General features: G+C 67.5%; 17 protein-coding genes. 1 reads left to right on the top strand and 16 read right to left on the bottom strand.

Translation table 11 applies throughout. The features are described 5' to 3' along the window. Positions 1 to 3 precede the first annotated feature (3 nt). Positions 4 to 1,026, top strand: coding sequence for a LacI family DNA-binding transcriptional regulator (locus HWX03_RS18625; protein ID WP_175872179.1), 1,023 nt, complete (start codon positions 4 to 6; stop codon positions 1,024 to 1,026). A gap of 32 nt (positions 1,027 to 1,058) precedes the next feature. On the opposite strand, the gene HWX03_RS18620 is transcribed toward HWX03_RS18625, so the two are convergent. The 16 genes from HWX03_RS18620 to HWX03_RS18545 all read right to left on the bottom strand — a co-directional run bounded on the left by HWX03_RS18620 (position 1,059) and on the right by HWX03_RS18545 (position 20,612). Continuing rightward, positions 1,059 to 1,919 carry a carbohydrate ABC transporter permease gene (locus HWX03_RS18620; RefSeq protein ID WP_175872178.1) on the bottom strand — a complete coding sequence of 287 codons (861 nt, stop codon included), beginning with the start codon at positions 1,917 to 1,919 and terminating at the stop codon, positions 1,059 to 1,061. Continuing rightward, positions 1,916 to 2,785 (bottom strand): sugar ABC transporter permease, encoded by an 870-nt coding sequence (locus HWX03_RS18615; RefSeq protein ID WP_175872177.1) that lies wholly within the window; start codon positions 2,783 to 2,785, stop codon positions 1,916 to 1,918. Before HWX03_RS18615 ends, HWX03_RS18620 begins: the two co-directional genes overlap by 4 nt. 34 nt (positions 2,786 to 2,819) lie before the next feature. Beyond that, entirely contained in the window at positions 2,820 to 4,058 is a 1,239-nt protein-coding gene (locus HWX03_RS18610) for an ABC transporter substrate-binding protein (protein WP_175872176.1), read from the bottom strand. A 209-nt stretch (positions 4,059 to 4,267) separates the two neighbouring features. Continuing rightward, the gene (locus HWX03_RS18605) at positions 4,268 to 5,491 is read right to left on the bottom strand and encodes a porin (RefSeq protein ID WP_175872175.1); all 1,224 of its coding nucleotides are present in this window, start codon (positions 5,489 to 5,491) and stop codon (positions 4,268 to 4,270) included. A 171-nt stretch (positions 5,492 to 5,662) separates the two neighbouring features. Further along, positions 5,663 to 6,601 (bottom strand): helix-turn-helix domain-containing protein, encoded by a 939-nt coding sequence (locus HWX03_RS18600; RefSeq protein WP_175872174.1) that lies wholly within the window; start codon positions 6,599 to 6,601, stop codon positions 5,663 to 5,665. A 70-nt stretch (positions 6,602 to 6,671) separates the two neighbouring features. After that, positions 6,672 to 7,268, bottom strand: coding sequence for a DUF3156 family protein (locus HWX03_RS18595; protein WP_175872173.1), 597 nt, complete (start codon positions 7,266 to 7,268; stop codon positions 6,672 to 6,674). Beyond that, positions 7,265 to 8,767: an APC family permease gene (locus tag HWX03_RS18590; protein WP_175872172.1), complete on the bottom strand. Its 1,503-nt coding sequence runs from the start codon at positions 8,765 to 8,767 to the stop codon at positions 7,265 to 7,267. Before HWX03_RS18590 ends, HWX03_RS18595 begins: the two co-directional genes overlap by 4 nt. 246 nt (positions 8,768 to 9,013) lie before the next feature. After that, complete coding sequence (locus HWX03_RS18585; protein WP_174431043.1) at positions 9,014 to 10,354, bottom strand: aspartate aminotransferase family protein; 1,341 nt, start codon at positions 10,352 to 10,354, stop codon at positions 9,014 to 9,016. 77 nt (positions 10,355 to 10,431) lie between these two features. After that, positions 10,432 to 11,934 carry an aldehyde dehydrogenase family protein gene (locus tag HWX03_RS18580; protein ID WP_175872171.1) on the bottom strand — a complete coding sequence of 501 codons (1,503 nt, stop codon included), beginning with the start codon at positions 11,932 to 11,934 and terminating at the stop codon, positions 10,432 to 10,434. Between the two features lie 223 nt (positions 11,935 to 12,157). Further along, positions 12,158 to 12,355 carry a hypothetical protein gene (locus HWX03_RS18575; protein WP_175821796.1) on the bottom strand — a complete coding sequence of 66 codons (198 nt, stop codon included), beginning with the start codon at positions 12,353 to 12,355 and terminating at the stop codon, positions 12,158 to 12,160. Positions 12,356 to 12,457: 102 nt separating this feature from the next. Next, positions 12,458 to 13,120, bottom strand: coding sequence for a hypothetical protein (locus HWX03_RS18570; RefSeq protein ID WP_175872170.1), 663 nt, complete (start codon positions 13,118 to 13,120; stop codon positions 12,458 to 12,460). Between the two features lie 51 nt (positions 13,121 to 13,171). Next, on the bottom strand, positions 13,172 to 13,900 hold the full coding sequence (locus HWX03_RS18565) for a LuxR C-terminal-related transcriptional regulator (RefSeq protein WP_175872169.1): 729 nt from the start codon (positions 13,898 to 13,900) through the stop codon (positions 13,172 to 13,174). A gap of 226 nt (positions 13,901 to 14,126) precedes the next feature. After that, the gene (locus HWX03_RS18560; protein ID WP_175872168.1) at positions 14,127 to 15,005 is read right to left on the bottom strand and encodes a neutral zinc metallopeptidase; all 879 of its coding nucleotides are present in this window, start codon (positions 15,003 to 15,005) and stop codon (positions 14,127 to 14,129) included. 359 nt (positions 15,006 to 15,364) lie between these two features. Then, positions 15,365 to 17,392 carry a sigma 54-interacting transcriptional regulator gene (locus tag HWX03_RS18555; protein WP_244132669.1) on the bottom strand — a complete coding sequence of 676 codons (2,028 nt, stop codon included), beginning with the start codon at positions 17,390 to 17,392 and terminating at the stop codon, positions 15,365 to 15,367. Between the two features lie 348 nt (positions 17,393 to 17,740). After that, positions 17,741 to 18,247 carry an acetone carboxylase subunit gamma gene (locus HWX03_RS18550; RefSeq protein ID WP_174431047.1) on the bottom strand — a complete coding sequence of 169 codons (507 nt, stop codon included), beginning with the start codon at positions 18,245 to 18,247 and terminating at the stop codon, positions 17,741 to 17,743. A gap of 40 nt (positions 18,248 to 18,287) precedes the next feature. Next, entirely contained in the window at positions 18,288 to 20,612 is a 2,325-nt protein-coding gene (locus tag HWX03_RS18545) for a hydantoinase B/oxoprolinase family protein (protein ID WP_175872167.1), read from the bottom strand. Position 20,613 lies beyond the last annotated feature (1 nt).

The following is a 20,613-nucleotide window of genomic DNA, read 5'->3' as shown; positions in this document are numbered from 1 at the left end:
TCGATGAATGACAAGGAAAGAAAACCGTGGGTGACGGCGTCGGATGTCGCGGCGCGGGCCGGCGTGTCGCGCTCCGCGGTGTCGCGCGCGTTCTCGCCGACGGCGAGCATCGCGCCGCAAACGCGCGAACGCGTGATGGTCGCCGCGCGTGCGCTGGGCTACCAGGTCAACCTGATCGCGCGCGACATGATCACGCAGCGCAGCAGCATGATCGGCGTCGTGACGGCCGGGTTCGAGAACCCGTTCCGCGCGCGGCTGCTGTCGGACCTGATGGCCGCACTCGGGCAGCGCGCGCTCACGCCGCTCGTGACCAATGCGGAAGATCCGCGCCAGGTCCGGCAATCGCTCGAACAACTGCTCAGCTACCGGATCGCGGGCCTCGTGATGACGTCCGCGTCGCCACCGCTGTCGGTCGCGCAGCAGTATCTCGAACACCGGATTCCGGTCGTGATGATCAACCGCGAAGCGAACCTGCCGGGCGCGGATGTAGTCGTCAGCGACAACACGGCGGGCGCCGCCCATGCCGCGCAGCGGCTCGTGCAGGCCGGCGCGCGCCGGCTCGCGTTCGTCGGGCCGCGCGGCACGAGCTACAGCGCGCGGTCGCGCGCCACGGCGTTCGAGCAGGCGATCGGGCCACACGACGCGTTCGACGCGACGCTCGTACGCATGCTCGACACGCCGTCCGACACCCATGCCAGCGGGATCGACGCCGCGCGGCAACTGTTCGCGGCCGGCGAGCGGCCCGACGGCGTGTTCTGTTCGTCCGACCTGCTCGCGCTCGGCGTGATCGACGTCGCACGCCGCGAATTCGACTTGCGCGTACCGGACGACCTGCGCGTGATCGGCTTCGACGACATTCCGGCCGCCGAATACGATGCGTATCGGCTCACGACGCTGCGGCAGGACACGCGCGGCCTCGCGCATGCGGCGATCGACTTGCTCGCCGACCGGATGCAGACGTTCGACGGCCCGTCGCGCACGCGCGTCGTGCCGGTCACGCAGGTGGTGCGGGACAGTTGCGCGTGACAATGCAAGACCGGGCGCGGCGACGCCGCGCGTCACTTCAACCCGCCCGCGAACCCGCGTAACAGGTAGCGCTGCACATAGCCGGCCACGGCCAGCGTCGGCAGCGACGCCATCAGCCCCGCGCTCATCAGGTCGCCCCAGTCGATGCCGTTCTCCGTCACGTAGCCGGCAATCGCGAGCGGCAGCGTGAAGCGGCTCGGCGTCGACACGAACAGTAGCGCGATCAGGAATTCGTTCCAGGCCGCGATGAACACGAAGATCGCGGTCGCGATCAGCCCCGGCGCGCACAGCGGCAGCACGATCTGCACGAGCCGCCGCGCGAGCCCCGCGCCGTCGATGCACGCCGCTTCCTCGTATTCGATCGGGACGTCGCGCACGAACGCGAGCAGCATCCAGATCGCCATCGGCAACGCATAGATCTGATACGCGAGCATCAGGCCGAGCGTCGAATCGAGCAGGTGCAGCCGCTTCGCGAGCGCGAACAGCGGCACCGCGATCGTGATCGGCGGCATCAGCTTCAACGCCAGCACGAGCACCAGGAACAGCAGGTCGAGCCGCGCCGGAAACCGCAGCCGCACGAGCGCGTATGCAGCCGGAAACGCGAGCGCCAGCGCAAGCAGCGTCGTGCCAAAGCCGACCAGCAGCGAATTGGCGAGCGGCGCGCCGATGCCGTTCGACCACACCGACACAAAATGCTCGAAGGTCGGCGCGGCCGGCCAGATCCGCAACGGATGATCGAGGCGTTCGAGCGTCGGCATGAAGGCCGCGCCGGCCATCCACAGGCACGGCAGCAGCAACAGCGCGAGCGCGACGACGCGTAGCGCCCACGGCATCGCGCGACCGAATGCGGCACCCGTTCGCGCGTGCGAGATGCCTGCGGCTTGCGTCGTCATGCGCGCCGCTTGCGAACCGTCTGCCATACGTACCCCGAGACCAGCAGCGCGGACGCCGCCAGCATCAGCACCGACGCGGCGCTCGCCGGCCCGACGTTGAAGAAGCGGAAGCCCGTGTCGTAGATATAGGTCGACAGCGTCTGCGTCGCATTGCCGGGGCCGCCGCCCGTCAGCGCATAGACCTTGTCGAACAGCTTGAACGTGTCGATCGAGCGCAGCAGCAGCGCGAGGCCGATCTGCGGCGCCGCGAGCGGCAGCGTGATGTCGCGCAGGCACTGCCACTCGCTCGCGCCGTCGGTGCGCGCGGCTTCGTACAGCTCCTGCGGGATCGACTGCAGCCCGGCCAGCACGATCAGGAACGCCATCGGCGTCCACTGCCACACGTCGACGAGCGCGAGCGACCACAGCGCGAGATGCGGATCGGACAGCCAGCGCACGCCTTCGATGCCGAACGCCGCGAGCAGCGCGTTCAGGAACCCGTCGAAGTTCAGCCAGTTGCGCCAGATCGCCGAGCACACGAGCGTGGACAGCATCATCGGCAGGATCGCGAGCGGCAGCGCGATGCGTCGCCCCGGAAACGCGCGCACGAACAGCAGCGCGAGGCCGAAGCCGAGCGCGACTTCGGCGAGCGACGCGACGATCGTGAAGCGCAGCGTGTTGCCGAAGCCGGCCGTAAATGCCTCGTCGCCGAGCACCGCGCGATAGTTCGCGAGCCCCGCGAACGCGCGGCGGCCCGCCGAGTAATCGACCCGGCAGAACGAGTCGATCAGCACCTGCGCGACCGGATACAGCGCCAACGCGGCGAGCACCAGCAGCGCGGGCCCGAGCAGCGCGACGAACGGCAGGCTGCGGCCGAACGCTTTCATGCGCGACCTCCGGCCGACGGATCGACGTGCGCGGTCACTTGCCGGCCGCGGCCGTCGCCTGCGCGATCTTCTGCTGCGCCTGGCGCAGCGCGGCGTCGGGCGCGGCCTGCCCCGTCAGCGCAAGCTGCAGCTGGTCGCCGAGAATGCTCTCGACCTGCTGCCAGTCCTTCACGCGCGGCCGCGCACGGCCGGCCTCGAGCGCCTTCAGTTGATCGGGATACCACCGGTACTGGCGCACCAGCGCCGGATCGTTGAACACGCTGCGGCGGGTCGGCGGAATGCCGATGCCGGCGAGGCGCGTCTGCGTATCGCGCGCGCTCAGGTAAGCGAGGAAGTCCTGCGCGAGCTTCGCGTGCGGCGCATCCTTCGGAATGCCCATCTGCCAGATGCCGAGCATCGGCGCCGGGCCCGAGGTTTGTCCCGGCGGCGGCTGCAGCGCGATCTGCCCGACCACGCGCGACTGCTTCGGATCGTCGAGCGCCGGCACCCATGCCGGCCACACCTCGATCGACTGCGCGGCCGTGCCGCGCTGCAATGCGTCGCGCACTTCGGCCGCGCCGTACACGTCGACGTCCTTCGGCGCGAACGCCTTCAGCGCGAGGAACGTCTTCAGCGCGGCCTGCGCCTCGCGCGAATCGATCGTCACGTTGCCGGCATGGTCGAACACGTCGCCGCCGTACGCCCACAGGATCGGCAGGAAGCCCGTGACGACCGGGTTGCCCTTCGTGCCGCGAAACACGACGCCCGACACGCTCTTGTCCGCGCCGCCGACGGTCTGCGCGATCTTCAGCACGTCGTCCCAGTTGCGCGGCGGCTGCAACTTGTACTTCGCGAGCAGATCCTTGCGGTACGCGAACATCTCGACGTTGCCGACGATCGGCAGCGCGTACAGCGCGCCGGCCGCATTGCGGCCGAGCGCGACGGCGGACGGCACGAGGTCGGCGTCCGCGAGCGACGCGGGCAGCGGCTTCAGCCAGCCGTTACCGATGAATTCGGGCGCCCACGTGTCGTCCATCATCACGAGGTCGTACGCCCCGGTGCCTTCGCGCATCGACAGCTTGAGCTTCTGGTACAGGTTCGCGTTCGGCAGCTTGAGCAGCTCGATGTCAGTGCCCGGGTGCAGCTTGGTGAAGCCGGCGACGGCGTCGGCCAGGCCCTTGCCGTAGATGTCGTCGCGGCCTGCGATGACGAGATCCGCAGCCACGGCATGCGTGGCGGCGAAGGACAGCGCAACGGCGGCGGACAGCGCGCGCAGGCGGCTCAGCAGGGTCATGGGGTCTCTCTCGTTCGGCGTGGTGGCGGGACGGCCAGGCGTTGCACACGTGTGCAACGCGGGGGATGCGGCTGGCCGCCTGATGCGAACGCCATTGTTCACGCCGATCGTTAAGAATTTATGGCACGCGGCGGGAGAAGCAGCCGATCCGCCCGACTGCCCCGCGCCGCGGGGCCATCGTTGCCCCCGGCCGGACCTCCCCGGCCAGATCAGAAGTTCACGCGGATCCCGGCCATCACCGCCAGTTGCCGGCTCGAATTGCTGTTCGCGAGCACCGGAATCTGCGCATAGTTCGCCGCGTTTCCGTCCGCGTCGGTGCCGAGCCCCGCGCCGCTCGCGATCTGGCCGATCGCGACCGCATACAGCGCGGTGCGCTTCGACAGGCTGTAGTTCGTGCCGACGTTCAACTGGTGGAACCGCGTCGTGCCGCGCCCGGCGGTATGCGCGGCGTTGAAGATATACGCGACGCCGCCTTGCAGCGCCGGCGTGAACATGTACGTGACGTTCAGCTCGCCGATGTCGAACGTGAACGCCTGCGTGCGCGGCTGCGCGGCGGTCGAGAAATAGCGGCTGTCGCCGAGACGCGTATGCGTGTAGGTCAGCGCGACCGTCGCCGCGCCGAGCGTGACCGACCCGCCCGCGCCGAACGCGCGCATCGAGCCGGCATCCTGCAGCAGGCAATACATCGCGCCCGGGTTGCTGCACGCGAAATCGCCGATATAGCCGCTCGCGCCGCCGAGCGCCGCGTCGAGCGGCTGATGCAGGTCGAGGTAGCCGACCGAGAACGCCACCGGCGCCCGCGTGTACGTCGCGGCCACCGCATAGCCGCGCTTCGCGGAAAAATCGCCGGCCTGCCCGCCGAAGCTGAACGTGCCGCCGAACGTGAGCCCGTTGAAATCGGCGCTGGTGAATTTCACCGCGTTGTTGAAATTGAACGCGGCGTTCAGGTTGTCGACGTCGCCGAGATGCGAGCCGTACGGCGTCGCCCAGTTGTTGCTCGACACGTACGCGCCGAGCATGTCGGTGTACGAGTCGTATTGCCGGCCGAGGCCGAGCGTGCCGATCCCGTCCTGGCGCAGCCCGACCCACGCCTGCCGGCTGAACGCGGTGCCGCCCTGCAGCGCCTGCCCGCTCGCCGACAGGAACTGCTGCTCGAGCGTGAATACCGCGTCGAGGCCGCCGCCGAGCGGCTCGGCGCCCTGGAAGCCGAAGCGGGACGGCACGAGGTTGCCGCCGCCCATCTGCCACGCATGGCCGCCGCCCGTGCTGCCGTCGGCGCGCGTGAACTGCTGGTTCGTCGAGTAGATGATGCCGGTGTCCACGGTGCCGTACAGCGTCACGCTCCCCGAAGTCTGCGCATGTGCCGCATGCACGCAAGCCAGCATGGCCGCGGCCGCGGCCGCGGCCGCGGTCAGTCGTCGCCCGTTCTTCATGTCCCGCCCCTCAATGTTCATCGATTCGCAGTGCAAATCGATGGTGTTGTCGATATGGGTGGCAGGACTTTATCCAGCGAAAATTCCGGACCTCTATCCCAAATCAGCAAATGGTGACGAGGACGGGCGATACATGACGGCGCGCGGCGACGCCGCCACGGCGGGAAGACGTCATTCGGGACGCAAGGTTTGCGACGGCAGCTCGCCGAACAGGTCGCGATACTCGCGCGCGAAATAGCCGAGGTGCGTGAAGCCCCAGCTCGCGGCGGCTTCGCCGACGCCGAGCTGCTGCACCGGCGTCGTGCGCAGCAGGCGACGCACCGCGTTCAGCCGGATCGTGCGCAGGTAGCCGACCGGCGTGACGTCGGCCACGCGCTGGAAGCTCGTTTGCAGCGTGCGGCGGCTGCAGCGCAGCGCGCGGCACAGTTCGAGCACGGTGACGGGTTCTTCGGGCCGCTCGCGCAGATGCTTCTCGCAGCGGCTCACGATATCGCTGTAGGTGGCGTGCGTGATGTCGCGGCGCTCGACGCCGATGCCCTGTTCGAGCGCATCGAGGAACATGCCGAGCATCGCGTCGCGAAACATCTTGCGGGTGGCCGCATATTCGAGGCAGCCCGGGTTGCGCTGGGCATCGTCGATCAGCGCCGACAGCCGCACGCCGAGCGCGACGCCCTGCGCATCGGATAGCCGCGTCACGTGCCGCAGCCTGCGCGCGGCGGCCGCGCCGAATTCGGCTTCGCACAGCTCGTCGACCATGTCGGACGCGGCGCTGATCCCGACGAGCCCCATCCCTTCCGGCGTGTGGAATTCGAAATCCTCGCCGGCGCGCAGCGCGAGCAGCGCATAGCCGTCGACCGGCTGGCCCTGGAAGGTGCCCGCGAGCGGCACGGACAGCGGCACCGCGAGCGACGTGCGCCCGACCGGCGCGAGCCCGGTTTGCGCGACGCGCCGGTTGGTCGTCTCGCGAAAGAAGTGGAAATCGTCGTACAGCACCTGCGTGACGGTGCCCTTGAAGGGGCCCGGCGTCATTTGCCGGTAGACCTGATGCCAGCCGGCGATCGCGAGCCCGTGATCGTGCACGTCTTCGTGTGAGCGTGACTGGAACAGCATCGGCGTCTCCGGTAAAACCCTTGGGTGCTGGATGCGGCCGCCGGGTTCGCGCGGCACGCATCGCCATAGCTTACCCTCGCAAAATCCTGCGTAGTGCGGTTTCGAACGCAAGACAGGCCGCCGACAGCGCGGCGGCCTGCTCGTCGATCAGCCTGACATAGCGGCGAAACGACGGCATCCGGTTCACGACCTCGCTGCCGCCGAACGGCACGATCGCGAGCGTCCAGCGGCCGTCGCGCGCGTCGATCGTGCAGTCGGTCAGGTGCAGCGGCCGCAGCGCGTCGGCCAGCGCCGGCTCGGCAAGCAGCGCGGCCAGCGTGTCGATGAAGAGAGGGTCGCATCCGGGCACGGGCATCGCATCGATGCCGGTGCGGCGCAGCCAGCCGGTCTGCCGCACGCGCGCGCTGCCCTGCGCGGCCGGGCCGCGGGCGACTGCCGTCACCTTCACGCTGACCGTATGCATCAGGAACTGGCGCTCGACGCGCTCGTCGACGCTCACACGCACGCCGTTCGGCAGCCGCGCCGTGACGCCACCGACGCCGACGCCACCGTCTGCATCGCGCACGGCCCGCAAGTCGGCGAGCACACGCGCGGCGATCGCGCCGGGCCGATGGCCGCGCGGCGGCGCATCGGGCGCCGCGCGCCACCGGGCAAGCACGGCCTTCACGATGCGACGTGCTCGTTGCGCAGCACGTCCTCGACCGGCACCGGCTTGAACGGATGCCGGCGCTGCACGACGAGCGTCCAGAACAGAGCGTACAGCGCGGTGAGCCCGAGCATCGCGCCGAACGGCACGTAGATGTCCCGAGGGTTCATGCCGGGCGGCGTGATGTACCAGATCGCGAGCACGATGCCGACGCTCGACACGATCTGCGGCAGCGGGAACAGCGGCGAACGGTACGGCCGCGGCAGGTCCGGGCGGCGGATGCGCAGCATCACGACCGACGCGGTGACGAGCAGGTACGCGGTGCCCCACGCGCAGGTCGCGGCGAGCACGAGATGCAGGATGCTGTCGAGATTGCCGTTGATCAGCCACGCATGGACGATCGGCACGATCGCCGCCGCGACGATGCCGACCACCGGCGTCTTGAAACGCGGATGCAGGTACGCGAAGCAGCGCGGCAGCGCGCCGTCGATCGCCATCCCGTACAGGATGCGCGGCAGCCCGGCCATCAGCGTGTTGATCGTCGCGGCGCCCGCGCACAGGAACGCGATGCCGAACCAGATCCGCCCGAACGGTCCGAGCACTTGCAGCGCGAACGCGGGAATCGCGCCCGGCGTGTCGAGCAGGTGCGTGAGGCCGTCGGGGCTCACCGGCACGTTCGCGACCTGGCGCCGGATCGCCGCGCCGTACAGGAACATGCAGATCGCGACGCCGACGAGGCCGAGCGCCATCGCGCGCGGGATCGTGCGGCCCGGCGCCTTCATTTCCGGCGCGAGCGGCGTGACGAACTCGCAACCGACGAACATGAACATCGCCATCCCGACCAGCGACAGCACGGCCGGGATCGACGTGCCGACTTCCGAGCCGCCGAACCAGCCGTCGAGATGCACGGCCGGCGCGGCCGCGAGCCCGAGGATCCCGAAGATCATCAGCGACAGCCACATGCCGGCCGTCAGCACGATCTCGAGCTTGCTGAACACCTTGATGCCGATGATGTTGGTGATCGCGAACGTGACCACGAGGCCGACGCCGACGAGCCACGAACTGTTGTGCTTCTCGAATGCGGCGTTCAGCGATTCGAAATTGACGAGCGCCATGATGCCGCTCAGGATCGTCTCCGCGGTGCCGGCGAACACGTGCACGAGGAAATACGCGGAAATCGTGCCGGTGATCGCCCAGAAGCGGCCCAGCCCGCACGACAGGTAATCGTAAACCGAGCCGGCCGTCGGCAGCATCGCGGCGGCTTCGGAGAACGTGGTGGCCTGCGCCTGCATCATCACGAACGCGATGATCATCGCGACCGCGAACGCCCAGCCGCCCATCCCGAAGCCCGACGTCGCGGTGAGGATCACCGGGCTCGCCATGATGAGGCCGACGGCGCTCGCCAGCGCGGTCGGGAAACCGACCGCACCGGCCTTCAATGCGGCGCCGCCGCCCGCTTCAGCCGGCGAGCCGGCGGGCGTATCGCCCGCGGCGCCAGTCATTCCCGACCATCCCGACATCGTTGTCTCCTTCGTTGGTTGGCCTGAACCGGCGCTTCGTCAGCGGCCGGGGCCAGATGTTTCGCGGTCGGCCCCGGGCGGTACTTCAGCGCTTCGATGCCCGGGCCCCCTGTCGATCACGGCGTGATCCGATGTCGAAAAAATACGCAGGCAAAATAATCCGGTCATAGCGCAAATCGGCAAACCCGCGCTGGCGTTTACCCGCCGCCGCGGGTTTGCCGTCATGCGGTCATGCGGGTCAAGCCGTCATGCGAACGGCACGGCCTCGAAGCCGGCCGCGAGCGCGTCGACGATCCGGTCGAGCTGTTCGCGCTGAATCACGAGCGGCGGCGACAGGATGATCTTCGTGCCGACCGGACGCACCAGCACGCCGTTCTCGCGCGCGACTTCCGCGACCGCGTTCGCATAGCCGGACAGCGGATCGATCGGCTCGCGCGTGTCCTTGTTCGCGACGAGATCGAGCGCGAGCATCAGCCCCTTGCCGCGCACCTCGCCGACCGCCGCGAAGCGTTCCGGGAACGACCGCAGCGCTTCGAGCAGATACGCGCCCTGCTTCGCCGCATTCGCCGGCAGGTCTTCCTTCACGACGATGTCGAGGCTCGCGATCGCGGCCGCGCACGCAACCGGGTGGCCGGCGTACGTGTAGCCGTGCATGATCGCGCCGCCGAAGTCCGCATTCGCGGCGAATGCATCTTCGATCCGTGCGTTCACGACCGTCGCGCCGAGCGGCACGTAGCCCGACGAAATCCCCTTCGCGAGACACATGATGTCCGGGCGCACACCCCAGCCGCGACTGCCGAACAGGCTGCCGCTGCGGCCGAAGCCCGTCACGACTTCGTCGGCGATCAGCAGCACGCCGTAGCGGTCGCACACCTCGCGCACCAGCGGCCAGTAGTTGGCCGGCGGCACGATCACGCCGCCCGCGCCCTGGATCGGCTCCGCGATGAACGCGGCGACGGTGTCCGGGCTCTGGAACTGGATCTCGCGCTCGAGCATTTCCGCGCAGATCCGGCCGAGTTCCTCCGGGTCCTGCGTGAACGGGTTGCGGTACAGCCACGGCGTCTCGACGTGGAAGCAGCCGGGCAGGTTCGGCTCGTAGTTGCGGCGGAACACCGTGTTGCCGTTCACCGACGCGCCGCCGAAGTGCGTGCCGTGATAGCCCTGCTTCAGCGAGATGAACTTCGTGCGATCGGCCTGGCCGCGCACCTTCCAGTACTGGCGCGCGATCTTCAGCGCGGTCTCGATCGCATCGGAACCGCCCGAGCTGTACAGCACGCGGCGCATCCCTTCCGGTTCGAGCATGTCGATCAGCTTCTTCGACAGCTCCTCGGCACGCGGATGCGAAATGCCGTCGAACAGCTGGAAATATTCGAGCTCGTCGAGCTGACGCACGATCGCGTCCTTCACTTCCTGGCGGTTGTGCCCGACGTTCACGTTCCACAGGCCCGCGACGCCGTCGACGAGCTTGCGCCCCTCCTCGTCGAACACGTAGCAGCCGTCGCCGCGCACGATGCGGATCGGCTTGCGCTGTTTCATTTCGTTCGGGTGCAGCATCGGGTGCCAGAATTTCGCTTCGTTGTAGCTCATTGCAATCTCCACTGTCGGATCGGTTGAACCTTGATCGCTCAGGTTCAAGGTTCGAGGTTTTCGGGATTGGCGCAGCGTCAGTGCGCGATGCAGACGGATTTGGTTTCGGTGAAGCCTTCGATCGCGTACTGGCCGAATTCGCGGCCGATACCCGATTGCTTGTAGCCGCCGAACGGCATCGACGGATCGAGCGGGATATGACAGTTCACCCACACGGTGCCGGCCTCGATCTGCGGCACGAGGTTCATCACGCGTTTCAGGTCGTTGCTCCAGATGCTCGCGGCAAGGCCGTACGGCGACGCGTTCGCGAGACGCACGGCGTCGGCCGCGTCGTCGAACGGCACGACGACGATCACCGGGCCGAACACTTCGTCGCGCACGATCGCGCTGTCCGGATGCGGATCGGCGATCACGGCCGGCTTCACGTAATAGCCGGGCAGATCGTCGGCCGGCGTGCCGCCCGCGAGGAACGTGAGACCCGCGCGGCGTGCGCCTTCGATGTGCTCGACGACCTTGTCGCGATGGTGCGCGGAGACCAGCGGGTTGATCTGCGCGGTGGTGTCGAGGCCCGCGCCGAGCTTCATCGACTGCGCGACGCCCGCGAGGCCGTCCGCGAGCTGCGCGAACTTGCTGCGATGCACATAGATGCGCGACGCGGCCGCGCACACCTGCCCCTGGTTGAAGAACGCGCCGGCGGCGACGCCGTCGAGCGCCTGCGCGACGTCGATATCGTCGAGCATCACGATCGGGTTCTTGCCGCCGAGCTCCAGCGAGAAGCGCGTCATGTTCTGCACGGCCGCCGCGCCGACCAGCTTGCCGGTCGCGGTCGAGCCGGTGAACGAGATCTTCGCGATCGACGGATGGCTCGCGAGCGCCGCGCCGCAGACGCGGCCGCCCGTGACGACGTTGAACACGCCGGGCGGCACGCCGGCTTCGCGTGCGAGTTCGGCCAGGCGCAGCGCGGTGAGCGGCGTTTCCGGCGACGGCTTCAGCACGATCGTGCAGCCGGCCGCGAGCGCGGGAACCAGCTTCCACACCGCGATCATCAGCGGGAAATTCCACGGCACGATCGCGGCGACCACGCCGACGGGCTCCTTGCGCGTATAGGCCGTATAGCGCGCGCCGGGCGGAAACGGGATCGACACGTCGAGCGTCTGGCCGGTGATCTTGGTCGCCCAGCCGGCCATGTAGCGCACGTATTCGACACTCGCGCCGACTTCGATCGCGCGCGACACGTGAATCGACTTGCCCTGGTTCAGCGTTTCGAGCTGCGCGAGCGTTTCGGCGTCGGCTTCGATCAGATCGGCGAGTTTCAGCAGGATGCGTTCGCGATCGGCCGGCCGCAGCCCGCTCCAGACGCGCGTGTCGAATGCGTGTTTCGCGCTCGCGACCGCGCGGTCGACGTCGTGTGCGTCTGCATCGGCGACGGTCGCGAGCCGCTCGCCCGTGGCGGGGTCGTACACGTCGAGCCGCGCAGCCGCATGCGCGGGCTGCATGGCACCGTCGATGAAGAGGCCGAAATCGCGCGCAACGAAGGTGCGCACGGTGTCGCTGACGGCGACGAAGTTCGTGTTGCTCATGGGCGTCTCGTTGATTGTCGTGGCTGGACCGCGTGCCGGTGAGGCACGCGGGCGTCGGACCACTGTATCGACGAGGGATCACGCCCGGTGAGCGCAAATTGGCAGCGCGTGGCGTGGCGGAAGGTGGCGGGTGAGAACCCGCGGGGCGGCCCGGGGGCGACGCGCGTGATCGGCCGGGGCTACTGTGCTTTTGGCGCCGGACCGAAGCCCGGCCATTGAATCGTCAGTTTCTGAAACCGTGCGCCATCGACGCGAGGAAGTCGTACGCCTGGTAGTCCAGCCAATAAACGCCCAGCGCAAGCGGAATCAGGAAGTACAGCGAGTCGTAGGTCCCGCTTCTGACGGTCCTGACGATGAAGATCGGCAGCGCAATGCTCAACGCGATGACCAACAACGAAGCGGCAATGATCGCGACGTCCATGTTCCCGGCCCTTTTCTTGATTGTTATCGATATGACGATTGCACATGGTACTGGACAACGTCGAGGGCGGCGTGCAGTACCATGACGGGATCGAAGCGCCGGTCAGCCACTGACCTCCATGCAGCCCGCGAGCCCGACCAGTTCGTTTTCCCCGGCGCTGTGCGATGTGAACAGGCAGAAGCTGGCGCCGAGGTCGCTTTCGAATTCCATCAGGAAGTCCGGCCGGCCGTCGCGATCGAGATCCCCCGCCCAGATCAGGGACGCACGGAATGGCGGCGTGCTGCCACCGAAGTCATGCAGGACCGACCGCTTGCCGCTGCCTTCGGCAATCACCGAACCGGATACCGTGTAGCGCAGCGCGTACTGACGGCCGTGAAAACCGAAACGCAGCGGCTTGACGCCAGGATCGATCGTCCTTCCGTCGCTCGGGAAGCGCAGGTTCGCCGCGTCGACCCTGCCCTTCCCGAGCGGTTTGCAATGAAACAGCGCAACGGCCCTTTTCAGGTCGGACATGATGTCGACGACCTCGCCGTCCGGCTGCGCCGGTTCGAACCGAATGCGGGTCGGCGCGAGCTTCCAGTGGTTTCCGTCCGGTGCCAGTCCGAGCCACCCGTCGCCGGGATAGGCACCGGCCTCGCCGACGTCGTCCGAGGCAATCCGGGTCGGTTGCAGCACGATGCAGGCGTCGCCATCGCCTGCTTGCGCGAAGGCCGCGGAGGAACCCAGCAAAGCGAGCAACATGGCCAGCAGCGGTTTGGTATTCATGAATCCGCGATCGCGAAAGGGAAGATATCCGGACCGCGATTATCCGCTGAATTACAGAAACAACGCCCCCACCAGCTCCGTGCGATTCGACACGCCGAGCTTGCGGTACATGCGCATCAGGTGCGTCTTGATCGTCGGTTGCCCGAGCGCGAGATCGCGCGCGATCTCCTTGTTCGAGCGGCCGTCGCGCACGAGCCGCGCGATCTGCTCCTCGCGGTAGGTCAGCCGTTCCTCGCAACCGATCCGGTGGATCCCGCGCCGCGCGCGCAGCAACGGGCTCAGCGCGGCTTCGGCGACCGGCTGCAACCGCGCGAGCGCGTCGATCTCGCCGGGGGCGAACCGTCCTGCGGTGCGGTTGCCGTTCGCGTCGCCGATGTCGAAGCGCAGCAGCGAGAACGCGCCGACCGTCCGGCCCGCGTCGCGCAGCCAGATTTCGACGACGTCGGCCACGTCGTGGCGCCGCAGAAAACGGGTCCAGTACGCGGATGCAGCGCGTCGTTCGTCAGGCAATTGAGACGCGAGCGTGACGACCGCGCATTCGCCCGCCGCGCAGCGCGACGGATGCAGCGGATCGAGCATCCGGTAGCGGGCGACATAGGTGCGGTGCATCGATTCCGGCATCCCGAACAGCTCGAAATCGGCCGGCTCGCCGCTCTGGTCGAGCCGGTAGAACACGATCGCCGACGGGCTCGCAAACGCGTCGAACGCGTCCACGCATGCGCGCAGCGCGCGTTGCCAGTCGGCGGGAGCGTGGTCGGCGGGAACGGACAAGGTCGGCATGGGGAATCGGCTGGGTGGCGAACGCATCGAATCTCGACGTCCGAGCCAGCCTACCGGCGCCGAAAAGTGCCGGTGAGCACAAATCGGCAAATCGTCCCGGTCCGGCCGCGGTGGTCGGTTCAGCCGGTTCAGCCGGTTCAGCCGGTTCAACCGGTTCAACCGGTTCAACCGGTTCAACCGGTTCAACCGGGACGATACGGGCGCGCGAAGGTGCGCGCGCCTTGTTTCAGCGTGCGTTCGCGGCGAACGTATCGCAGGCGCTCACCTCGCCCGAGTCCATCCCGCGCCGCAGCCAGTACACGCGCTGCTCGCTGGTGCCGTGCGTGAAGCTTTCCGGCACGACGTAGCCCTGCCCTTGCTGCTGCAGCCGGTCGTCGCCGATCGCCGCAGCGGCCTTCAGCCCCTGCTCGAAATCGCCCGGTTCCATCAGCCGCTGGTTCGCGCGCTGCGCGTTGTTCGCCCACACGCCGGCAAAGCAGTCAGCCTGCAACTCCATCCGCACCGACAGCGCATTCGCGCGCGCCTGGCTCGACCGCCGGCGCGCGGCGTCGACCTTGTCGGCAATGCCGAGCAGGTTCTGCACGTGATGGCCGACTTCGTGCGCGATCACGTAGGCCTGCGCGAAATCGCCGCCCGCGCCGAAACGCTTGCGCAGCTCGTCATAGAACCCGAGATCGATATACACGTTGCGGTCGCCCGGGCAGTAGAACGGCCCCATCGCGGTCTGGCCGGTACCGCACGCGGTCGGCGTCGAGTTCGTGAACATCACGAGCTTCGGCGGTTGGTACTGCGCGTGCAGCTGCGTGTTGAACACACCCGTCCACGTGCGTTCGATATTGCCGAGCACCTTGCGCGTGAACACCGCGCCGGGATCGTTCGCCGGTGCGCCCTGGTGCTGGGTCGGCGCGGGCTGCGCCTGCTGCTGGCGGCCCTGCAACGCCGACGCGCCTTCGAGCACCACGCGCGGGTCGATCCCGAAGAAATACGATGCGGCCAGCGCGACCACGATCGTGCCGATGCCGATCGTCGCGCGCCCGCCGCCGAACCCGCCGGCGCCGCGTCGATCCTCGACGTTGGCGCTTTCTCTTTCGTCGTCCAGCCTCATTGCCGGCCCCTCCCTTCCTTGTCGATGTGCTAACCGGACAGCCCCCCCGGCAGGCGATTGATTCCAATGGCGACGGGCAGCGTCCGGCTCGCTATCGCACGGCGGCACCGCCCGGTCATTCGTGCAGACCCGTGCAGACCTCTGTCGATACACGGCGCACGCGGCACCCGGATGACAGGCTGGCGCACGCGCCATTTTGCCGGCCTTGGTGCCTTGTCTCAAAAATATGGAGCATAGAGCGACCGGACCGGCAACATCGTCATTCTTTGCAAAATGACGGCACGTGCTGCCCGGGAGGACGAGATGACCAGTGGAAAACCGGGCTTGCCCGCCCGCCGCACGGCCGGGCCTGCCGCGGCTTACTTCGCGCGACCCCGGCGAACGTCGCTCACTGCGTCGAGCAAGCGATACTTGCGGATCTTTTCATAGAGCGTGCTCTTCGCGATGCCGAGCTGACTCGCCACCTGCGTCAGGTTGCCGGCATGACGCGCAAGCGCGCGGCGGATCGATTCCGCCTCGGCCATCTTCAACGAGTCGCCCGGATCCGACGCGAGCGCGTCGACGGGCCGCGCGGCGCCCGCGTCGATCGACGCCCCCGCGCCGATCTCGGCGGGCAGCTTGTCGGCCCTGATCTCCGGGCTGTCCGACAGCAGCAGCGCCCCCTCGATCGCGTTCCGCAGTTCGCGCACATTGCCGGGCCACGGATAGCGCAACAGGCGCGCATACGCATCGTCGTCGAACGACCGCGGGGAGAGGCCATAGGACTCGCACAGATGCCCGAGCCAATGCGCAATCAGCGCCGGCAGGTCCTCGCCACGCTCGCGCAAGCTCGGAATCGACACGGTCGTGACCGCGATCCGGTAGTACAGATCCATCCGGAACTGGCCTTTCGCGACGGCATCCTTCAGATCCCGGTGCGTCGCCGCGATCAGCCGGAAATTCACCTTACGCGGCGTATTCTCGCCGAGCCGATAGATTTCGCTCTCCTCCAGCACGCGCAGCAGATGCGGCTGGATATCGAGCGGCATCTCCCCGATCTCGTCGAGAAACAGCGTGCCGCCATCGGCCGCTTCGATCTTGCCCGCCGCACCGGACTTGCGTGCGCCGGTAAATGCGCCTTCCGCGTAGCCAAACAACTCGCTGGCGAGGAGGTCTCTCGACAACCCGCCGCAGTTGAGCGCAACGAACGGACCGTCGGCGCGATCGCTCGCCTGATGGATACCCTGCGCGAACAGCTCCTTGCCGACGCCGGTGTCGCCGAGCAGCAGCACCGGCACCCTGGACGGCGCGAGCTGGCGCGCACGATTCACGGCTTCCCGCAAGGCAGCGCTGGCGCCGACGATGCGCTCGAACCCGCGCGGCTCGCCGCCCTGCCGTTCCCGTCCGCGCGCGATCGGGACGGCCCCGCGGGGATTCGCGATGCCCGGCGTTACGATCATGTAGCCGAGCACGTCCGCGCCATCACGCACGGTTTCGATGTGGCTGCGCGACAGCCATGCCGGCGCACTCGCCGGCAGGCGGCCGTCGCCCGCGTAGTGCTGGAGTTCGGGCAGCGCGAACGCCGCGTCGCACCGGATATCGAATCCGAGCCGGCGCAACACCGGAACGACCTGCGCGTTGGCCTTGACGAGTTGGCCGCATTCGTCGACGACGATCACCGCATCGGCGGAAGACGCACCAAAGCGCGACGCGCAGCGGTCGAGCAGGCTCAGGCGGCGCGCCATGCCCTCCTTCGCGAGCCGGCTTTCGATACGGCCCGCAAGCGATACCGCAAGCGCCAGGCTGTATGGGTTGTAGGTCTGCGCGAGCCCCGAAATGTCGATCACGCCCAAGACGCGCCCGTCGCGCGGATCCTGGATGACGGTCGCCGAGCAGGTCCAGCGCTTGATGCCCGCGCAGAAGTGCTCCGCGCCATGGATCTGGACCGGCTGCCTGAGCGCGAGCGCGGTGCCGATCGCATTGGTGCCGCAATTCAGCTCGGTCCACTCGCAGCCCGGAACGAGGCCGACCTCGCGCGCAGGCTCGACGATCCGCATGTCGCCCTCCTGCTGGAGGATCATCCCGCTCGGATCGGCCAGCAGCATCACCGTGCCCGTCTGCGAAAGGAAATCCCGGGTCTGCTGCATCAGCGGCAGACTGGCATCGACGAGGCGACCGCTCGACGTGCGCCACTGCACGAGCCCGTCTTCGTCGAGCGGCGGCGGCGCGCGGTCGACGCCGGGATCGACGCGGCTGACGAGACAGCGCTGCCACGAATCGTCGACCACGCCCCGTACGTCGGGCGAACGCCACTCGCTGCCTGTCACCAGATGCTCCCATGCGGCCATGATGCTCGCGTCATGGTGCGGACTGGGAAACCAGTCCATCGGCGTGCCTCTCTGTTGCATGTCTGTCTCCTGGCGGTTTCGTGGGGGCACGAACCGCAAGGCCGTCACAGCGGCCTTTTTGTCGACTTTGTGGGGCGCCCGACCGCAGCCGGCGGCGAGCGTAGCGACTATCGTACTCCGTCCCGGCACCGCGACGGGCATCCGGACACCCACCACTGCAAGCAATGCGCGCGCCAGCCGGCGGTCGCTCGCCAGTCGTCGCGCGGCCCGGCGCGCCGCCGAAAACCGATGGCCGAAAAGAAACCGGCCGTTCGAAAATCGAACGGCCGGAAATCGAACGCTTCCCGCGAACGAAGCTGAAGCGAGGCCGGCGCACGCCGAGCCCCGCAGACAACGTCAAACGTCAGATCATTGCACGCGCTCCGGAACCGGCAGCTTCACCCATTCCGCGTAGAACGCATCGATGTCGGGTTCGAAATCGTGAATGACCGGGTACCACGGCGTAGGCGCCTCGACGTCGTGCATCGCGCCGCAGGTCGGGCAGTAGTATTCGCGATAGACCTGCCATTGCGTGTCGGGCGCCATCAGGCGTGGATAGACCTCGTCCATCGCCTCGTCGGATTCGCGCACGAAGATGTTCGCGTGCAGCTTCCAGTTGTCGCGGTAATCGCAGAACACGTGGCCGCAGTCGCACTGCGTGACCCAGTGCTTCGTCGCCCATTGCTGCACGATGTACAGGTGCGGGCCCAGCGGCAGCACGATGCGGTCCTTCCAGCCGAGCTTCTGCTGCAGCGCATCGACATACATCCGGAAGCGCTCGCCGTCCTTCGGCATCGACAGCATGCGCAACGTCGTGTCCCAGTCGAGCTTGCCGTCGACCATGTTCCTGATCTGTTCCTTGGTGTAGGTAGACATCTCCAGTCCTCCATGTGGGTGATAGTGCGCAGGGTCCGGCTCACTCCTCGACCAGCACCACCGTATTGACGTCGGGCATCTTCGACAGGTCCATGCGGAATTTCGAGCCATAGGTCGGCACGTCGAGCTCGTCCTCGGTGAGCGTCCACGTGTCCGGCAGCTCCCAGAACGCGCGGAACTGCTGCTCGAATTTCGTCGACAGGCCAAAGCTCGTCGCGAACATGTGCTGCACCTGCGTCGATGCTTGCTTGATCAGGATCCGCTCGCGCTCGCCCTTCATCCATTCGCGGGTCGGTTGCGAGCGCGCGAGACGCGCGTTGCGGATCCCGATGCGCTGCAGCGCGGTCGCTTGCGGATCGACCGTCCAGATGCCGTTGGCATCCCGTGTCGCGACCGCCCCATAGACCTTCTGCGCGTATTCGGGCAGCAGCACCGCGTTGTTGAGATCGCGTTCGATCGCGTCGATCTCGCGGTCGAGCGGATCGCCGAAGCCGGGGCCGCCGCGCAGATAGTTCAGGTAGAGATCGTAGTTGCTGTAGCAGTCCTCCGTGGTCATGCATTGCTGGTCGCGCTTGACGACCGCGCCGGCGTTCAGGTGGTTTTCGTAATCCGGCAGGTCCGGATTCGTATCGCCGCCGAGCGGCAGGCTTTCGCCGAGCGCGATGCGTTCCTTGATGCCCGTGCGATGCGCTTCGAAGCGATAGCCGGTGGCGGGCGGGTAACCGCCCATCAGACCCCAGTCGCTGTTCATGTAGCCGTTGCCCATGAAGAACATCGTCCAGTCCTGCGCCTTCCAGACCATGCGCAGCGTCTCGAAACCGCACCCGCCGCGGTACTTGCCGTAGCCGCCCGAATTCGACTTCACGTTGCGGCCGAGATACAGCAGCGGCTCGGCCATTTCCCAGATCTCGATGTCGCCCATGTCGCCTTCGGGGTTCCAGATCGCGGCCGCGTGATTCAGGCCGTCCTTGATCGCGCACGCGCCGGTGCCGCACGACGAGGCCTCGAAGCTGTTCACCGCATGGATATCGCCGTCCTGGTTGATCCCGCCGCCCTGCAGCCAGTTCGACGTGTTGGCGTTCCCCGCGTTGACTTCCTCGAGATAGCCGCGGCTGAAGTACGCCTGCGACAGCGCGCGCCACATCGCGCTCCAGCCCGACACCAGGAAGTGCCACGCGTAGGCGTGTCCGGTGCGGCGGTCGTCCGGGTTCATCCACGCGCCCTTGGGCAGGTGGAATTCGGTGCCGAAATACGCGCCGTCGTTGATGCGCTGCGTCGGCACCAGCGTCTGCGTCATCATCACCCAGATGCCGCTCGTGAACGCGACCTGGTGCGCGTTGTACGAGTGCCAGCCCCAGCGGCTCGCGCCTTCGAAATCGAGCCGCCACGAGCCGTCCTTGCGGATCTCCATCTCGACCGGCGAATGCATGATCGAGTCGAGCTTCGCAAACGCCGACGACGTCTGCACGTCCGGATGGTTGTACGGCACGTCGACGAACGCGACCTTGCGATACTTGCCCGGCAGCGTCATCGCCTTGATGCGCGTCTGCAGGCCGCGCCGTCCTTCCTCGATCACCTCGAAGCCGAATGCCTCGTATGCATCGAGGCCTTCCTCGTCGATCACTTCCTCGATCAGGTCGCGGATCATGTGGCAGCCGGCGATACGCGTGCGCTCGTCGAGAATCCAGTACTTCGGCGTGCGAACCGAGCGCTGGCTCTCGTGCAGCCAGTCGCGCAGCGGCGTGTCGTTCACCCCTGTCTTGCGGCACGTGATCATGTAACCGTCGCCGAAACGCTGCACCTGGCCCGTCGACATCGAGCCCGGCGTCACCGCGCCGGTATCGATCACGTGCGTGACGCCGCCGACCCAGCCGACCAGCTTGCCGTGGGCGAAAATCGGCACGATGGTCGCGATGTCGCACGGATGGACGTTGCCGATCGAGCAGTCGTTGTTGGTGAACATGTCGCCGGGCTGAATGCCCGGATTGGCTTCCCAGTTGTTCTCGATCATGTACTTGATCGCCGCGCCCATCGTGCCGACGTGGATGATGATCCCGGTCGACGTGAGCACGCAGTCGCCCGCCGCGTTGTAGAGCGTGAAGCACAGCTCCCCTTCCTGTTCGACGATCGGGCTCGCGGCAATCTTCTTGGCCGTTTCGCGCGCATGCACGAGCCCGCCGCGCAGCTTCGAGAACATCTTCTCGTAGCGGATCGGATCGCGCTCGCGCAGCGCGAGCCGTTCGAGCCCGTTGTAATGGCCGGTTTGCGCGGTGCGCTCGAGAATGCCGTCGCGAAACTGCTTGAGCGTCTGGCCGTTCTTCAGCAGATCGGCGAAGCCGACTTCCTGGCTGGACATCATGTTCATC

It is taken from the genome of Burkholderia sp. BCC0397 (genome assembly GCF_902832865.1).
Taxonomy (GTDB): Bacteria; Pseudomonadota; Gammaproteobacteria; order Burkholderiales; family Burkholderiaceae; genus Burkholderia.
The sequence above is the reverse complement of the archived record's forward strand: the minus strand, read 5'-3'. Positions and strand labels throughout refer to the sequence as shown.

What these genes read in the sequence shown, in the direction of transcription:
- HWX03_RS18625 (WP_175872179.1), top strand. Translation starts at nt 4, where the DNA reads ATGAATGACAAGGAAAGAAAACCGTGGGTGACGGCGTCGGATGTCGCG.
- HWX03_RS18620 (WP_175872178.1), bottom strand. Translation starts at nt 1,919, where the DNA reads ATGACGACGCAAGCCGCAGGCATCTCGCACGCGCGAACGGGTGCCGCA.
- HWX03_RS18615 (WP_175872177.1), bottom strand. Translation starts at nt 2,785, where the DNA reads ATGAAAGCGTTCGGCCGCAGCCTGCCGTTCGTCGCGCTGCTCGGGCCC.
- HWX03_RS18610 (WP_175872176.1), bottom strand. Translation starts at nt 4,058, where the DNA reads ATGACCCTGCTGAGCCGCCTGCGCGCGCTGTCCGCCGCCGTTGCGCTG.
- HWX03_RS18605 (WP_175872175.1), bottom strand. Translation starts at nt 5,491, where the DNA reads ATGAAGAACGGGCGACGACTGACCGCGGCCGCGGCCGCGGCCGCGGCC.
- HWX03_RS18600 (WP_175872174.1), bottom strand. Translation starts at nt 6,601, where the DNA reads ATGCTGTTCCAGTCACGCTCACACGAAGACGTGCACGATCACGGGCTC.
- HWX03_RS18590 (WP_175872172.1), bottom strand. Translation starts at nt 8,767, where the DNA reads ATGTCGGGATGGTCGGGAATGACTGGCGCCGCGGGCGATACGCCCGCC.
- HWX03_RS18585 (WP_174431043.1), bottom strand. Translation starts at nt 10,354, where the DNA reads ATGAGCTACAACGAAGCGAAATTCTGGCACCCGATGCTGCACCCGAAC.
- HWX03_RS18580 (WP_175872171.1), bottom strand. Translation starts at nt 11,934, where the DNA reads ATGAGCAACACGAACTTCGTCGCCGTCAGCGACACCGTGCGCACCTTC.
- HWX03_RS18575 (WP_175821796.1), bottom strand. Translation starts at nt 12,355, where the DNA reads ATGGACGTCGCGATCATTGCCGCTTCGTTGTTGGTCATCGCGTTGAGC.
- HWX03_RS18570 (WP_175872170.1), bottom strand. Translation starts at nt 13,120, where the DNA reads ATGAATACCAAACCGCTGCTGGCCATGTTGCTCGCTTTGCTGGGTTCC.
- HWX03_RS18565 (WP_175872169.1), bottom strand. Translation starts at nt 13,900, where the DNA reads ATGCCGACCTTGTCCGTTCCCGCCGACCACGCTCCCGCCGACTGGCAA.
- HWX03_RS18560 (WP_175872168.1), bottom strand. Translation starts at nt 15,005, where the DNA reads ATGAGGCTGGACGACGAAAGAGAAAGCGCCAACGTCGAGGATCGACGC.
- HWX03_RS18555 (WP_244132669.1), bottom strand. Translation starts at nt 17,392, where the DNA reads ATGCAACAGAGAGGCACGCCGATGGACTGGTTTCCCAGTCCGCACCAT.
- HWX03_RS18550 (WP_174431047.1), bottom strand. Translation starts at nt 18,247, where the DNA reads ATGTCTACCTACACCAAGGAACAGATCAGGAACATGGTCGACGGCAAG.
- HWX03_RS18545 (WP_175872167.1), bottom strand. Translation starts at nt 20,612, where the DNA reads ATGAACATGATGTCCAGCCAGGAAGTCGGCTTCGCCGATCTGCTGAAG.